The following is a 15,585-nucleotide window of genomic DNA, read 5'->3' as shown; positions in this document are numbered from 1 at the left end:
CACACACCGTTTTTACACAAATAAACCACGGCAAAAAGCCGTAGAGAAAACCTGTAAATTTAACTTAAGTGCAATTTACAGGTTAAATAATAAGTCAGTGTTTTAATTTAATGCATCTGCCCACCATAACAACAGGCCAGAATGCACAATAAATCAATTATGCCAGTTGATTATGCATTCAGCTAGCAAAGACTATGCAACCATTGGATAAACTCCGCCGCTCTTGGTTTGTCCAGGGTTCGCTTGGGATAAATTAGATAATAAGGTTTTGTAACGGGTAATTTATGTTCAGACAACTGAATTAAACCCCCCTCATCTAATTCTTTTTTAATCAAATGTTGTTGGCCCAGTAAAATACCGTTCCCCGCCACGGCCGAATCAATCGCCATGGAGGTTAAGTTGTAGATTGGCCCTCGGTTGGGAACACACTCATCTAATTTTGCTGACAGCAGCCATTCATGCCAATCAGGTAAGAACTGCCCTTCTTTGCCCCAATCAACATGTATCATTGGGTAGATAATGTTGTGTTTACCATCAAGCCAAGGGGTAGTTAATAGCAGTGGGCTTGCAACCGGAAAAACCCAATCCTGAAATAGCATTTCTTTCTCTTGCTGGGGATAATGTTCATCACCAAAAGCCAGATAAAAATCTGCCGCAGTACGATTGAAATCAACCACCCCGTGAGTAGCATGAATCCGAATATCCACATCGGGATATTGGGCTAACCACTGCTTGAGATGCGGATTAAGCCATCGACTCGCCAGGGCGGGCAGTGCTGAGATATTCAATGATATATTGCCTTTATCTCGCGCCATACCCTGTTGGGCCATCCGTAATGTTTCAAATGCCTGCTGTACATAAGCTAAATAGGCACTACCCTGCGAGGTCAGTTCAACGCCTGATTTCGAACGGGCAAATAATTGAATCCCCAGATGTTGCTCTAACTGACGTATTTGCTGGCTAACCGCCGCTGGCGTTAATGATAACCGGGCCGCCGCACTGGCCAGACTGCCGGTATTAGCAGCTGTCTCGAATGCTAAAATGGTGGTTAACTTTGGCAAACGAACAGCCTTCAAACTATTCATAACAGCCTCCCTTATCCATAACGCATTATATTGATACCGATAGCCAAACTTAACCTAACAGTAACGTTTTATTGTTATTCCAGTTACAACTAATCCTATACAGTTAGGAACAGAAACCAAGCAACATTTAGCATTACTGGGAGGATATATGCAGCAGCTCAGCGAAATTATTAATATGGAAACCAACCCAATCAACGATGTTATGTTCATCACACAGTGCAAGAACACGTTAGAAACATACGGTGCCTTGGTACTATCAGGCTTCTTGCAGCCCCGCGCGCTGAGTAGTATTAAACAAGAAGGCGTCAGTAATAAGCATCGAGCTTACTATGCCGCTAATCAGCATAATGTTTATCTGACCAAAGCCGATCCCGCCTTCCCTGCTGACCATCCTCGTAATCGGTTGGTTACCTCATCAAAAGGCTGTATTACTGACGAAGAGATCCCTACCGATTCCGCATTACGAACGCTGTACAATGCGCAAGATTTCCAAGACTTCTTGTGTGCCGTATTAGATGAAAAACAACTCTACCCTTACGCCGATTCGCTTTCTTCAATTAACTTGCACTATGCCAGTCAAGGCCAAGAGTTAGGTTGGCATTTTGATAATTCATCATTCGCCATCACCTTATTAGTACAAAAACCGCAAGCGGGTGGCGTCTTTGAATATATTGAAGAGATGCGCGATGCCGATAAAGGAGAGATGAATTACTCAGGAGTGGAACAATTGTTAAACCAACAGGTCACACCTAAAACATTGCAAATTGAAGCGGGGGACTTAGTGCTATTTCGTGGAAGAAATGCGATTCACCGGGTCACGCCGACCCAAGGGAATATCACACGAATGCTGGTAGTGTTAGCCTATAATGCTCAACCCGATATTGCGCTATCCGAGACAGCCAGAATGACTTTTTACGGTCGTATTTAGTTTTCAGTGGTTTTGCATTTACTTAACGGCTCTGCGGGCGTCCTTGCCCGCTAATAACATAGCTATTTTCTGCCAGCATACAACATTATTAAACCACTCCGGTGGTCACGCTGAAATGGCGGCTCTCTCCTGGGGATAACATTAATAACGTCCCCTTTTCTTTCGCCGCCAAATACCCTTCCGGGCGACAGGTTGCAGGTAAAATAAATGCAGCCACTTTCTGATCGCCATTATGTAAAATCCAACGAGTAGCATAATTAAACTGCGCGGTGGAAAAACGAGTCACAAAACGATGTCCTTGCGGGGACAACATAAAGAATTCTGCATTATCAACATATTGCGCAAGATTATCGGCAAAAAATACAATTTCTGGATCGTAAAACTCCGATTCATTTAAATCGGTTAATCCCTGAGTTCTTTCCCGTAATTGTTGGGTGTAGTGCAACCATTGCGGGGTTGGGTGTACATGTGCCGGCACTGTCTCACGCAATTTCAGTGCTGAACCGGGTAAGTTTTGACGGAAAGTGGCCCCAGGAATATAGGTGTAGTTCATATGACACATATATTGCAAAGGCATCGGCATACTGGATAAGTTAGTCACCTTCATCTCAATATCGAACTGCGCGCTACCGGCCCTGAGCCTAACCAGCGGTTGCGCACAATAATGATCACCGAACCCTTTCACATATTCCACACTGCCCGTGACGGCAAGTGTGTCGCCGTCAATAAGGAGCCAAGCGTAGTCCATTTCAGCACAAGGCATCTCGCCGTGTAATACATGGTCGTCCTCAGGCGATGGACAACCATTACGGCGCAAACCCGAATGGAAAGCAAAACAACCGTAGGTATCAACAATGTTCTCTCCGCGCTTAGGTTGAGAGAACATATTTTCCATTTTCAGGTTATGTCCATCAAATTCCGCATCCCAAATCATTTGGCCGTAATAAGGTAAAACGGTCAGGTACCCACGAGAATTAACAATTTTCAGAGCTTCAATACCTGAGGCATATTTAAAACTGATAACAGTAAAATCACTACTGCTATAGATCTCTTGCTCCTGGTGACTGAACTGTTCACGGATTAGCGTTATTTTGGCGGTCATTTATTGTTACTCCCGGTTCAATTAAGACTCATTATTTGCCAATGTTGCCGCACTTGTCCGTTGTTTATTGCGCAGTTCACCCCAAAAATAGAAACCAACATAGGCGAAACACAATAATGAGACAAAAAATGCATGTTGCATTGAACCAAGATGGTCAGAGACAAACCCTTGTAATGCTGGTACCACTGCGGCCCCCACTATCGACATCACAATAATGGCCCCGGCCACTTCGGTATATTTGTTGTCTACTGTATCCAGGGTGCCTGCATAGATAGTCGCCCAGCAGGGCCCAAACAAGACGCTGACAAATACGGCTGCATATACCGCAGTAAAGTTGGGTACGGTTACGACATAAAGCAGCGTTAATGCACCTAAAATAGAATAGGCAATTAACACTTTTTCGGCTTTAAATCGTGTCATCAGGAAGTTGGCCACAAACTTACCAATAAAGAAGCAAATAAAACTGTAAATCATAAAGTTCGAGGCATCTCGTTCATTAGATGCGCCCAGGTTTAAGGCCAGGCGAATCGTAAAGGACCATACTGCGACTTGCATACCCACATAGAGGAACTGCGCCGCAATGCCTTTTTTAAAACGACTGTTCCCAGCTAAATATTTTAAGGTTTCTTTTAATGACGGTGAAACCACTTTTTTACCGCTATCACCTTGTGGTTTGCAATGAGGATAACGAGTAATAACAAATAACAGCATAACCAGCAGCAGAACAAAAATCAGATATTTATAAGGTTCCAATGTATGTTCTAACATCGTAAGACGAAAAGCATGAATCTGATCTGGCGTCATCGCGGCCATTTGGTTGTGTAAACTATCACCTTCCTGAAATACCAGGTATTTACCGAGTACTATCCCCATCAATGCGCCGATCGGGTAGAAAGTTTGGCTGATATTAAGCCGTAAAGTGGCATAGTCTTTATGACCAATCATGGAGCTGTAGGTGTTAGCAGCAGTTTCAAGGAAACTTAAACCAATAGCGATGGCAAAAATAGCGGCCAGAAACATAGTATATGTTGCCATATGGGAGGCAGGATAAAACAACATACATCCGATAATATAAAGTGTTAACCCGATTAATATAGCAACTTTGTAACTGCTTTTTTTGATGACCAAAGAGGCAGGAATAGCAATCAGAAAATAACCGCCATAAAAGGCACTTTGTACCAGTGCACTGGCAAAATCACTGAGTGCAAATACGCTTTTAAATTGAGTAATTAAAATATCATTCAGACTAGCTGCACATCCCCATAGCGGGAATAAGCAGGAAAGCAAAATAAATTGGAATAACGGCGTTTTATTTAAATAGCCATCTGGCAGTTGAACGGTATTAAGGCGCATTTTATTTTCCTTGGTGTAGGGTCTTTAAAAAATCAATAAATTGCGACGCATCAGGATAAGAACGTTGGGTTCCCTTTCCTGTGACACTGTAGGCTGCAAAAGCAGAAGCCATTTCCATCGCTTTTAATATATTGCCGTGCTGGACATATTCATGAGCAAAACAACCAATGAAAGCATCACCTGCGCCGCTGGTGTCGATGGCGTGGACACTAACCGGTGGCACATGGTCAATGTGTTCACCGTGCATCCATAATGAGCCGCGATGCCCCAAAGTAATGATCAGGTTATGTAACCCTTTATCCAATAAGCTGCGCCCCGCACGGTAAATGTTATCCAGACTATCAACTGGCATTCCGGTCAGAATCGCCAGCTCAGTTTCATTTGGCATAAAGAACTCGCACTGACATGCATAGCCGATATCCAATGCTTTAGATGCGGGGGCTGGATTAAGAATGACTTTAATCTGGTGCTGGCGGGCAAAGTCGATAGCGGCGTAGACCGTTTCCAGCGGAATTTCGAGTTGTAGAATAATCAATTGGCAAGCTTTGAGCGCATCAGCAGCAGCATCGACATCCGCGGGTAACAAATGATTGTTAGCGCCTTTGATAATCAAAATTCGATTTTGTGATGATTTATCGACGAAAATCGGAGCCACACCACTCGAGGCCCCTGTAACTGCTTTTACATACTGGGTATCAACCCCAGCTTTTTGTAGATTTCTTATGGTATTTTCCGCAAACAGATCATCACCAACCCGAGTAACCATCATCACATTGGCACCTAACTTGGCAGCGGCAACCGCCTGATTGGCCCCTTTACCGCCGCACCCAATTTCAAAATTCGGTGCCTCCAATGTTTCCCCGACTTGCGGCATTTCATCAATATAGGTGATCAGATCAACCATGTTGGAACCAATTACTGCAATATCCATTGTTAACCCCTTTATTCTAATTTTCACCACGAAATGTTATTGCAATAACATTATCAGCTGACAAATGTTATGTGTGTGACAAAGATCGCAGCAATTGAAGTGCGCAGCATGGGAACGACAGGAGTTTGACATGAATTAAAATGTTATTATTATAACAATTGGTAAGGAATGATAATGTAAATCAGTGATATTTAGAGGATGGATATAATCGTGGCTAACAGAAACTAAAAATCCCGGCCATTATTGCACCGGGATTATTCAGGGAATTGTGTTGTAACAGGTGTATCGTGGCTTATTTAATCGCCATAGCATCACGCATGGTAAAGAACAGGTCGGTCTGGTCTGTTAGACCAACCACATTTGCCGCATGCGGTCCGTAAGCTGCTATGCGCAATTGGGTACCCGTGTGCCCTTGAGAATCATCTTCAGAGTTGCCGTAGCTTATCGCCATAACTGCGCCATCTTTCGTGGTTAACGCTTGTGTTAAGCCAGGAGCTTTTGCATCTGCTTCAATAATTTGACTGGAATGCGCGTGATCTGCCGTCACAATAACCAAGGTATTACCGTCTGCACGCGCAAACTCCAGTGCTTTTTGTACTGCTTCATCCAAATCGACAGTTTCACCGAACTGACCACAAGGGTTCGCCGCATGGTCTTGTTTATCAATGGATGCCCCTTCAACCTGTAAGAAGAATCCTTTTTCGTTATGTTTCAGCAGGTCAATTGCTTTTTCAGTCATCACTGCCAAGGTTGGAATATCTTTAGTACGCTCAGCATTGTTTTCACAAACTACCGGCGGCTTATCTAAATTGCCATGATAAGACGCTTTCGGCCCCTGCCAACGTACTGGCATGTTACCTGGGCTAAATAACCCTAATAGCGGTTTTTGTTGGTCTGCCTGCTTTATTGCATTCAGATCAGCAAGATTTTCGACAATAACATAACCTCGAGCCAGGGCTTGTTCACGCAGAGATTTATCTTTCCATTCACCGGCTTTAGCGACTTGGCTGAATGATTTAGCGCCACCACCCAATGTGACATCCGCGCGCCCGGCAATCATCTGCTCAGTAATTGAACCGCGCCCACCATTTTCCAGCGCATTGCTACTGCACTTCTCGCTCGTTTCCTCCGGGCCATAGCATTTTCGCCCAGTTACGTGAGCAAACTGTGCCGCAGGAGTGGCATCTTGCAGTTCAGCAGTTGAAACGTTACCGGTTGCTTTACCGGCTTTCTTCGCTAACTCCAACAAGGTGACGTGATCTTTTCCGAACACATCAACACCCAGCGCGCCGTTATACGTTTTTACACCTGAGGACCAAGCTGTTGCGGAGGCAGCCGAGTCAGTCACGTAGTCTGGTTTTTGCGTTTTCTTATCTAATGAGTAGTGCGTGTATTGCCCTGTCAGCGGTAACGCATCAATTCCTTTAAAGAAACCACCGGCCCCCATAGCATAGTTACGTGCTGAGGTGATTTCTGAATCGCCCATACCATCGCCAATCAGTAAAATGACATTCTTTACGGTTTTATTGGAAAGCGAATCACGAAGAGCCTGTGTCTGATCACCGGTCAAACGTCGTGCCCCACCAAATTGAGTGACATCTCCCTTGGCGCTACGGTCATATAAGCCAGTGGCGGAAGCAACAGCATTCGGTGTAAACAATGAACTGGTGAGTATCAGAGTGGATAACGCTATGCCGGACAAAGTGGATACGCGGTTCTGCATCGGTATAATTCCTTGTTGTAAAACAGTAATACAATTTGTATTGATTGGTTACAACGGATACTAGAACAAGCGAATGACGCTTTTATGACAGTCGCGATTAATTGTTATCTCTGACAATGCAGGCTCCCCTGACCTTTCCACGTGTTCACCACAGGCTAAATCAGGCCACCGTTGGCGCGTAAAACTTGCCCATTAATCCAGCCACCGTCTTTTCCAACCAGAAAAGCCACCGCTGCTGCAATATCCTCTGGCGTTCCTAATCTTTCTAGTGGCGCCATTTTCGCCATTTTTTCAATTAATTCTGGTGATTTACCATCAAGGAAGAGCGAGGTTGCCGTCGGCCCAGGAGCCACAGCATTAACGGTGATATTACGCCCCCGCAACTCTTTCGCCAGAATAGCTGTCATGGTTTCAACCGCCGCTTTGGTTGCAGCATAAACACCGTATTTTTCCAGTTTCAGCCCGACAACACTGGTTGAAAAGTTTACGATGCGGCCGCCATCTTTCAAACGCTTTGCCGCTTCACGCATCCCGTTAAAGCTCCCTTTCAGGTTAATGGCGATCTGGCGGTCAAAGTGTTCATCATCACTGTCTGCAATGGCACTGAGAGATAGAATTCCAGCATTGTTGACCAAGACATCAACCCCGCCAAACGCAGCTTCTGCTTGAGAAAATAACTGTGCAACCGCTGCGGCATCACTGATATCCCCCTTCGCACTCACTGCATTTCCGCCCGCTTGTTGAATTTTGCGCACCAGTGTTTCCGCCTCAATGTCACTCCGGGCATAATTGATTAGAACGGTATACCCCTCCTGAGCCAAACGCTCAGCAATTGCTGCGCCAATACCCCGTGATGCTCCGGTTACAATGGCAACCTGCCCGGTTGTATTCACCATGATTTTCTCCTCGACGTGTGTTTTATCGTTTGTGACGATGCATTGATTGCTATCCAGCAAGTGGAGCATGCTATGTTTAACCGCCCGCAAACAGAGAATGCCACTTTTATCGTTTCGGATAATCATCTATTATTCGTTAACACTATCCGAATAAAGCGAACAATCACGTGGACCGAATTGATGCAATGCGGGTATTTATCAGGGTAGTGGAACAACGCAGTTTTACCCAAACCGCCCAAGATTTAAATCTACCGCGATCTACAGTGACAGATGCTATTAAACAGCTCGAAAAGCGTTTAAATGTGCGCTTATTGCAGCGAACTACCCGACATGTTAGCCCTACGCTGGATGGTGGCGCTTACTACCAGCGCTGTCTGCGTATTATTGCTGATATTGAAGATGCTGAAATGGCCTTTGCCAATGCTAAGCCACGGGGTTTGTTACGAATTGATGTACAGGGCACGCTAGCCCGCCATTTCGTCTTGCCACAATTACCTGATTTTATTGCTCAATATCCTGACATTGAGTTATTTATCAGTGAAGGTGACCGCTTGGTCGACCTTATTCGAGAAGGTATTGACGGGGTGCTACGTGTAGGTAATTTACAAGACAGCGATATGGTCGCCCGCCGAGTGGCGCTGTTGCCACAAGTCACCTGTGCTGCACCTCAATATTTACAACGACAGGGTACCCCACTCCGGTTGGACCAATTATCAGGTCATCAGATGGTAGGTTTTCGTTCTAGCGCAACCGGTAGCCTGATGCCACTGGAATTTGGCACTGACAGCACCCTTAGCCGCGATAAAACAACAGGTTATAATAAAGCACCGTCCTCCAGGGTAATAACAGAAAGCGCATATCTACCCTCTGCTTCGTCTTCATATACTAAAACTCAGCAAATAAAATTACCGACGGTTCTATCAGTCAGTGGTGCAGAAAGCTTTGTAGCAGCCGCACGTCTTGGATTGGGTATTATTCAAGTGCCTCGTTACCATATCGAATCTGACTTAATCGCCGGCACCTTGGTTGAGATACTACCAAAATACGCACCACCCCCGATGCCAGTCTCGTTCCTGTATCCTCACAACCGCCAGCTTTCCCCTCGAGTACGTATTTTCAGTGACTGGTTGAGCCAGTTATTTCTTGCCACTGAGATAAAGTGATAATACGCCGGTACGCCTATCCTGAATCCATGTTGCCACGATAGGCAGCCGCACCAACCGACACGGCCGCCACTCATTATTGTGCTTTTTCAACCGATTGACAGATATCGATATCAAAATAACCATCGGTTATGCCGTCATTGAGGTAAACCTCATAACACGCACCTTCTACCGAACGATAACCACTTTGTGGCAGATGCTGGTTATACAACTCGCTCCAGGCTTTGGCATAATCATCATCCGTTACCCTGGTGTGATACACCGCATACAAACCGCCGGGAATCACTTGTAGTTGTAGTTGATCACTGAGTTCTGCGGGCAACACATAATCGTCAGCCACCGACAAGGATACGTCAGCCCGTAGCTCAGCAGGAGGATTAGTCTCAGGATTGTCCCAGTAAAGAGCCAACCACTCTTTCCCAGGGATTTGGTACTGAGTATAGAGTGAAGAAAGTTGGTTAAAGCCTTGCGGGATAGTCTCGTGATAAGGGCCGACCAGCCGAATACTGACTATTTGCTGCGGTTGCTTTTCTACTATCTTAAATGTCATATCGCTACCTCGACTTAATGGTTTCAAGAAAGATGAAGTGACCAAAAATGCGATTTTACGCCACAACTGTACATTCATACAGTATAGCGAGATTTTATGACATTCGGTTAATTTTCAACCTTGATTTGTGAAGAGCTTCGCAAAAAATCATCTGCCTGTTTAAGCTGATGATGGCTGAAAACGGTTATTCCGTGGCGGCGCAATAACGCCGTGGTGACTCCCTGTCCTGTGCGCTGGGTGCCGCTAAAATGACCATCATAGATGCGACTGCTCCCACAAGATGGGCTCCCTTCGGTCAAAATTGCTACTGTGCAGCAGTGCTTTTGCGCCAACTCCAGAGCCTGATAAGCCCCTTGCAAAAACTCCCGGCTAACATCATTGCCCCACTGCTCGATCACCCGCGCCAGCCCTTGCAACACCGCCTCGCCGTTACCTTGCTGAATTTCGGCTGGCGGACGCGGTACCGGCATACCTGCGGATAATTCAGGGCAAATAAGGACCAGTCGCCCCTCATCCTGCCAGCGTTGAATAATTTCATCGCTAACAGACAGGGCACTGCCGTTATAACGCACCGGTTTTCCCATTAAACAGGCACTGATCAGAATGCGCGCAGGTTTTGGTTCCACGTAATTATCAACCTTAATATTATGCAGCGAATAAAAAATGATGATTATGCTGATAATAACCAATTAATGGCTGTTGGTCATGAGCGTGCGTTGATAATTGGTGCAGAACCGATAATTTTCATGTCAATAAATGGCATTGCTGCTTATTTTGCATAATTCAATGCCGCTAACACCTGCGGCAACAGTCGCGCCAAACGGCAAGCCCAGAGCGCCTGACCTGCTTGATGCGTAATAAGATCCTGACGAATCTCAATACCCACATAAGGTAACTACCGCTGTTCTGCGTGGAAGGGTAACGTGAAATCCGTTGCATCCGTCATGGCATAAGGTTCGTTAATCCCGACGTGCAGGTCACTTTCTTGCTGTAACAATGAAACCAGTTGCAAAGCAAACTCAGGATTACGATGAAACAAGGTACCAATCTGCCAGGGGCGCGCGATGTTTTTAAACGACGGTGTAAAACTGTGCATGGAGAGGATCACACTCATCTGGCCGCTATCACGGCGTTGATTCAGCGTTTGTGTAATCAAATCATGATAAGGCTGGAATACCTCAACCCGGCGCGCTTCAGCCTCTGCTACGGTGACACCAATATTGCGCGGGATCCGAGTGTGCTCGGAAATTTCAGGGATCGAACTGGCGATTCCCGGCGTGCGATTGCAATCAATCACCAATCGCGAATATTGCTGATGAATCAAGGTTGCATCCAGATACTGGCTAAGTAACCGCGCCGTTGCCAATGAACCTATATCCCAACCGATGTGGCGGTCAATTTCTCCTGAGGGTAACCCCAAATCACCAAGTTGAACCGGTATCCGTTGACCGGCATGGTCGGCCAGTAAGATAAATGGCGATTGGCTGTGCGGGCGCTCGATAACAGCTGACTGAGGATCGCCATCACGTAATAAAGGAGACAAAATGATATTTGACATGGAGTTAGTACCTGGCATGAAGTGGCAATCGTAAGTATCAGTCGTCACAACAGTTAATACTCACAATCAAGGGCTTTCGTAATCAATAAGCTCTCATCCTAGCCGCTAATGTTGGGTTCGCCCACCCCGAATTGATACCTAAATTTTCTTGGTTATGCGATTATCGCCACAGTAGGTATCTTTTGATGCCATATTTCAGGCAATCATTATCGGTAAAACTGTCTACAACCAACGGCAGCAGCATAGCGGAGACTTATGGAAACGTTTTTTATTGATCGGATGGCAACTCCACAAGGTGAACTGTTACTGATCGCAGACCAAGAAAACCGGCTACGTGCCATCGATTGGACTGACCACTACGAGCGTCTGATGAAGTTGCTAGGCAACCATTACGGCCCGGGCGCGTTTACATTGGTTGAACAACGCAATCCCGGTGGGCTAAGTGACAGTATGCAACGCTATTTTGCTGGTGACCTGAGCATTATTGATAATTTACCGGTTAAAACCGCTGGGACTGATTTTCAGCGTCAAGTCTGGCAAGAGCTGCGAAAAATCCCCTGTGGCGAAACGATTACTTATGGCGAGTTAGCCAAACGAATCAACCGCCCTACCGCTTCGCGGGCTGTCGGGATGGCGAATGGATTGAACCCTATTTCAATTGTTGTCCCTTGTCATCGGGTCATTGGGCAACAAGGTGCATTGACAGGATATGCCGGTGGAGTGGAGAGAAAACGCTGGTTACTAATGCATGAGGGTTATCTTTTAGCACGCTAACTATTGTTGCTCTTATCAGACGCAAGAAAAGATGTTAAAATTGACGCATATCAATATTAATGGGAATACCCTATGATCCCGGAAAAACGCGTAATCCGACGTATCCAGTCTGGTGGTTGTGCAATTCACTGTCAGGATTGCAGTATTAGCCAGCTCTGTATTCCGTTTACCTTAAATGAAAACGAGCTGGATCAGCTCGACAATATCATTGAAAGGAAGAAACCTATTCAGAAAGGACAGGCGCTGTTTAAAGCGGGTGATGAACTCAAATCCCTGTATGCCATCCGTTCCGGGACCATTAAAAGCTACACCATTACCGAAGAAGGTGATGAGCAAATCACCGGTTTCCATCTGGCGGGTGATTTGGTCGGTTTTGACGCTATCAGCAATTTGCAGCATCCGAGCTTCGCACAAGCTCTGGAAACATCCATGGTTTGTGAAATCCCGTTTGATACGTTGGACGATTTATCCGGCAAAATGCCAAATCTGCGCCAGCAGATGATGCGCCTGATGAGTGGTGAGATCAAAGGTGACCAAGATATGATTTTGCTACTTTCCAAAAAGAATGCAGAAGAGCGTCTGGCGGCCTTTATCTATAATCTGTCTCGCCGTTTTGCTCAACGTGGTTTCTCTCCACGTGAGTTCCGCCTGACGATGACCCGTGGTGATATTGGTAACTATTTAGGTCTGACGGTAGAAACCATCAGCCGTTTACTGGGCCGTTTCCAGAAAAGCGATATTCTGAGTGTGAAAGGTAAGTACATTACTATCGAGAATACCGAAGCTCTGGCCAAACTGGCGGGTAATCCAAGACCAAGTCTGTAACCTGATCAAAACCAGAATAATAAATACCCGATAGATTTCAAGTTGCAGGAAGGCGGTAAGTAACGGCCTCGTAGAGGCCAGGTCTGAGGATCGACCGGGTAACGCAAGCCGCCAGCAAATCCGCAACTTGAAAATTTATTGGTCTGCTTCCCACAGCCACCTATCCTGTTTCCCTTTCATGGTTTACTCTTTAACTAACATACTGTTAATTCACGTTTGTAAGGAGACTCTATGGCAAAGTATCAGAATATTCTGGTTGCTATTGACCCCAATCAGGATGATCAACCTGCACTAAGACGTGCAGTTTACCTTGTGCAGCGCAATGGCGGCACCATCAAAGCATTTTTGGCTATTTATGATCTGTCATATGATATGACCACCCTGCTGTCGCCTGATGAGCGTACCGCAATGCGTAAAGGGGTTATCAGCCAACGTTCCGCATGGATAAGCGAGCAATGCCGCTTTTATCTTGATGCCGGTATTCCAATTGAAATCAAAGTGGTATGGCATAATCGGCCCTATGAGGCCATTATTCAGGAAATCCTGAACGCCAAGCACGATTTGTTGTTAAAAATGGCGCATCAACACGACCGCCTGGAGTCGATTATTTTTACCCCAACCGACTGGCATTTATTGCGTAAGTGCCCATGCCCAGTCTGGATGGTGAAAGACCAACCCTGGCCGGAAGGCGCCACAGCGCTGGTGGCCGTTAACCTCTCAAGTGAAGATCCACTCCATGACCCACTAAATCTCCGTTTGGTCAAAGAGACCAGAGAGTTAGCCGAACATGTCAATCAAACGCCAGTGCATCTGATCAGCGCCTACCCGGTAACCCCGATTAATATCGCCATTGAATTGCCTGATTTTGACCCGAGCGTCTATAACGATGCAATTCGTGGTCAGCATTTGGTTGCGATGAAAGCATTACGCCAGCAATTTGGCATTGATGAAAAATTCACCCATGTTGAAAAAGGTCTCCCTGAAGAGGTTATTCCTGATTTGGCTGAACACTTGCGGGCTGGGGTGGTTGTTCTGGGTACCTTGGGGCGTACTGGGCTATCTGCCGCCTTTATTGGCAATACTACCGAACATGTGATCGACCATCTTAAGTGTGACTTACTGGCAATTAAACCCGAAGGATTTACCTGTCCGATAGAAGGTCATGAAGATCTGGAAGAGATTGAATAACCCTTGTCTGACATCACCCATTGATTAAATCAAAAAGAAGGGCCACCGAATAGGTGGCCCTTGATCTGCGATTCGTAATAACGAATTACAACGCGCGTAAAATTGCTTCTACGCTGTCTTTAGCATCGCCAAACAACATTTGGGTATTTTCTTTAAAGAACAATGGGTTTTGCACGCCAGCATAACCGGTATTCATTGAACGTTTAAAGGCAATAACACTTTGCGCTTTCCATACTTCCAACACCGGCATGCCGGCAATCGGACTACGCGGGTCTTCAAGTGCTGCTGGGTTAACCGTATCGTTGGCACCAATCACCAACACGACATCAGTACTTGGGAAATCATCATTGATTTCATCCATTTCCAGCACTACGTCATAAGGGACCTTGGCTTCAGCCAATAACACGTTCATATGACCTGGCAAACGCCCAGCTACCGGGTGAATACCAAAGCGGACTTTGATGCCCCGCGCTTGTAGTTTTGCAGTAATCTCAGCGACGGGGTATTGTGCCTGTGCCACTGCCATGCCATAACCCGGAGTGATGATAACTGAGCTAGCATTTTTCAGCAGGTCAGCCACTTCTTCAGCCGTGGTTTCACGGTACTCACCCATTTCTTCAGCATTACCGGTTGAAGAACCATCAGTACCAAAGCCACCGGCGATCACACTGATAAATGAGCGATTCATCGCTTTACACATGATGTAAGACAGAATAGCACCGGAAGAACCGACCAAGGCCCCCGTTACAATCAACAGGTCATTGCTCAACATGAAACCTGCGGCAGCCGCAGCCCAACCGGAGTAGGAGTTCAGCATTGAGACCACAACCGGCATGTCAGCACCACCGATAGATGCCACCAAGTGCCAGCCAAAGCCCAAAGCAATCACCGTCATCAATAACAACGCGACCACTTGTAAGCTAACGCTGTCGGTTTTGACGAACAGAATCATCAGCAGGAATGACACAACCAGCGCCACCAGATTCAACTTATGGCGTTGTGGCAACATCAGTGGCTTGGATGAGATAATCCCGCGTAACTTACCAAAGGCGACAATAGAACCGGTGAATGTGACTGCCCCGATAAAGATACCTAAGAAGACTTCGGTCAGATGGATATTCACCATCACCGCGTCCATCACCACCGGGCCGTGATCCAGATAGCTGTTAAAGCCAACCAGAACGGCTGCCAGACCGACGAAACTGTGCAAAATGGCGACCAGTTCTGGCATTTCAGTCATTTCGACTTTCTTCGCCAGATAGATACCAATTGCGCCACCAATCACCATGGCAATGATAATCCAGCCAACATTACCTGAATCCGGCCCAAGGATGGTGGCGATAAGCGCGATGGCCATACCGGTCACACCGAAAGTGTTACCTTGTTTGGATGTTTCGTGGCGCGACAGCCCAGCCAAACTGAAAATAAATAAAATCGCAGCAACTATGTACGCAGCTGTAACGAGACCACTAGACATCAGTTACCCCTATATTTTTGTGTGACATTATT

Annotated in this window: 14 protein-coding genes and 1 pseudogene; 5 read left to right on the top strand and 10 right to left on the bottom strand. The window is 46.1% G+C overall.

The window, feature by feature from the left end; genetic code table 11:
- Positions 1–182 precede the first annotated feature (182 nt).
- Positions 183–1,085, bottom strand: coding sequence for a LysR substrate-binding domain-containing protein (locus V1952_RS06170; RefSeq protein ID WP_420074466.1), 903 nt, complete (start codon positions 1,083–1,085; stop codon positions 183–185).
- A gap of 148 nt (positions 1,086–1,233) precedes the next feature.
- Between V1952_RS06170 and V1952_RS06165 the strand changes: the two genes are divergently transcribed.
- Entirely contained in the window at positions 1,234–2,013 is a 780-nt protein-coding gene (locus V1952_RS06165; protein WP_420074465.1) for a HalD/BesD family halogenase, read from the top strand.
- Positions 2,014–2,101: 88 nt separating this feature from the next.
- Here V1952_RS06165 and V1952_RS06160 read toward each other — a convergent pair whose 3' ends face one another.
- The 5 genes from V1952_RS06160 to V1952_RS06140 all read right to left on the bottom strand — a co-directional run bounded on the left by V1952_RS06160 (position 2,102) and on the right by V1952_RS06140 (position 8,018).
- Entirely contained in the window at positions 2,102–3,115 is a 1,014-nt protein-coding gene (locus V1952_RS06160) for an aldose 1-epimerase family protein (protein WP_420070824.1), read from the bottom strand.
- Between the two features lie 21 nt (positions 3,116–3,136).
- Positions 3,137–4,468, bottom strand: coding sequence for an L-fucose:H+ symporter permease (gene fucP / locus V1952_RS06155; RefSeq protein ID WP_372559056.1), 1,332 nt, complete (start codon positions 4,466–4,468; stop codon positions 3,137–3,139).
- A 1-nt stretch (position 4,469) separates the two neighbouring features.
- Positions 4,470–5,399 (bottom strand): ribokinase, encoded by a 930-nt coding sequence (rbsK, locus tag V1952_RS06150; RefSeq protein WP_372559057.1) that lies wholly within the window; start codon positions 5,397–5,399, stop codon positions 4,470–4,472.
- Positions 5,400–5,691: 292 nt separating this feature from the next.
- The gene (gene phoA, locus V1952_RS06145; RefSeq protein WP_420074464.1) at positions 5,692–7,122 is read right to left on the bottom strand and encodes an alkaline phosphatase; all 1,431 of its coding nucleotides are present in this window, start codon (positions 7,120–7,122) and stop codon (positions 5,692–5,694) included.
- Positions 7,123–7,277: 155 nt separating this feature from the next.
- Positions 7,278–8,018, bottom strand: a complete 741-nt coding sequence (locus V1952_RS06140) for an SDR family oxidoreductase (RefSeq protein WP_372559059.1) — start codon at positions 8,016–8,018, stop codon at positions 7,278–7,280.
- Between the two features lie 167 nt (positions 8,019–8,185).
- Here V1952_RS06140 and V1952_RS06135 point away from each other — a divergent pair, with 167 nt between their 5' ends.
- Positions 8,186–9,181, top strand: a complete 996-nt coding sequence (locus tag V1952_RS06135) for a LysR family transcriptional regulator (RefSeq protein WP_372559060.1) — start codon at positions 8,186–8,188, stop codon at positions 9,179–9,181.
- 76 nt (positions 9,182–9,257) lie between these two features.
- Here V1952_RS06135 and sbmC read toward each other — a convergent pair whose 3' ends face one another.
- From sbmC to V1952_RS06120, 3 genes and pseudogenes are all read right to left on the bottom strand, one after another.
- Entirely contained in the window at positions 9,258–9,731 is a 474-nt protein-coding gene (sbmC, locus tag V1952_RS06130) for a DNA gyrase inhibitor SbmC (protein WP_420070821.1), read from the bottom strand.
- 107 nt (positions 9,732–9,838) lie between these two features.
- Positions 9,839–10,357: a DUF523 domain-containing protein gene (locus V1952_RS06125; RefSeq protein WP_372559062.1), complete on the bottom strand. Its 519-nt coding sequence runs from the start codon at positions 10,355–10,357 to the stop codon at positions 9,839–9,841.
- A gap of 143 nt (positions 10,358–10,500) precedes the next feature.
- A pseudogene (locus V1952_RS06120) lies at positions 10,501–11,289 on the bottom strand (N-formylglutamate amidohydrolase).
- Between the two features lie 255 nt (positions 11,290–11,544).
- Here V1952_RS06120 and ogt point away from each other — a divergent pair.
- The 3 genes from ogt to uspE all read left to right on the top strand — a co-directional run bounded on the left by ogt (position 11,545) and on the right by uspE (position 14,076).
- Entirely contained in the window at positions 11,545–12,063 is a 519-nt protein-coding gene (gene ogt / locus V1952_RS06115; protein ID WP_372559064.1) for a methylated-DNA--[protein]-cysteine S-methyltransferase, read from the top strand.
- A gap of 72 nt (positions 12,064–12,135) precedes the next feature.
- Positions 12,136–12,888 (top strand): FNR family transcription factor, encoded by a 753-nt coding sequence (locus V1952_RS06110; protein ID WP_004390269.1) that lies wholly within the window; start codon positions 12,136–12,138, stop codon positions 12,886–12,888.
- 231 nt (positions 12,889–13,119) lie between these two features.
- On the top strand, positions 13,120–14,076 hold the full coding sequence (gene uspE, locus V1952_RS06105; RefSeq protein ID WP_083158802.1) for a universal stress protein UspE: 957 nt from the start codon (positions 13,120–13,122) through the stop codon (positions 14,074–14,076).
- Positions 14,077–14,161: 85 nt separating this feature from the next.
- Here the strand turns inward: uspE and pntB are convergent, their stop codons facing one another.
- Positions 14,162–15,553, bottom strand: coding sequence for a Re/Si-specific NAD(P)(+) transhydrogenase subunit beta (gene pntB, locus V1952_RS06100; RefSeq protein ID WP_372559065.1), 1,392 nt, complete (start codon positions 15,551–15,553; stop codon positions 14,162–14,164).
- Between the last annotated feature and the right edge of the window lie 32 nt (positions 15,554–15,585).

It is taken from the genome of Yersinia sp. 2542 StPb PI, assembly GCF_048593855.1.
GTDB classification, from domain to species: domain Bacteria; phylum Pseudomonadota; class Gammaproteobacteria; order Enterobacterales; family Enterobacteriaceae; genus Yersinia; species Yersinia enterocolitica_E.
This window is presented reverse-complemented; position numbering and strand designations above follow the sequence as displayed.

What these genes read in the sequence shown, in the direction of transcription:
- V1952_RS06170 (WP_420074466.1), bottom strand. Translation starts at nt 1,085, where the DNA reads ATGAATAGTTTGAAGGCTGTTCGTTTGCCAAAGTTAACCACCATTTTA.
- V1952_RS06165 (WP_420074465.1), top strand. Translation starts at nt 1,234, where the DNA reads ATGCAGCAGCTCAGCGAAATTATTAATATGGAAACCAACCCAATCAAC.
- V1952_RS06160 (WP_420070824.1), bottom strand. Translation starts at nt 3,115, where the DNA reads ATGACCGCCAAAATAACGCTAATCCGTGAACAGTTCAGTCACCAGGAG.
- fucP (WP_372559056.1), bottom strand. Translation starts at nt 4,468, where the DNA reads ATGCGCCTTAATACCGTTCAACTGCCAGATGGCTATTTAAATAAAACG.
- rbsK (WP_372559057.1), bottom strand. Translation starts at nt 5,399, where the DNA reads ATGGATATTGCAGTAATTGGTTCCAACATGGTTGATCTGATCACCTAT.
- phoA (WP_420074464.1), bottom strand. Translation starts at nt 7,122, where the DNA reads ATGCAGAACCGCGTATCCACTTTGTCCGGCATAGCGTTATCCACTCTG.
- V1952_RS06140 (WP_372559059.1), bottom strand. Translation starts at nt 8,018, where the DNA reads ATGGTGAATACAACCGGGCAGGTTGCCATTGTAACCGGAGCATCACGG.
- sbmC (WP_420070821.1), bottom strand. Translation starts at nt 9,731, where the DNA reads ATGACATTTAAGATAGTAGAAAAGCAACCGCAGCAAATAGTCAGTATT.
- ogt (WP_372559064.1), top strand. Translation starts at nt 11,545, where the DNA reads ATGGAAACGTTTTTTATTGATCGGATGGCAACTCCACAAGGTGAACTG.
- V1952_RS06110 (WP_004390269.1), top strand. Translation starts at nt 12,136, where the DNA reads ATGATCCCGGAAAAACGCGTAATCCGACGTATCCAGTCTGGTGGTTGT.
- uspE (WP_083158802.1), top strand. Translation starts at nt 13,120, where the DNA reads ATGGCAAAGTATCAGAATATTCTGGTTGCTATTGACCCCAATCAGGAT.
- pntB (WP_372559065.1), bottom strand. Translation starts at nt 15,553, where the DNA reads ATGTCTAGTGGTCTCGTTACAGCTGCGTACATAGTTGCTGCGATTTTA.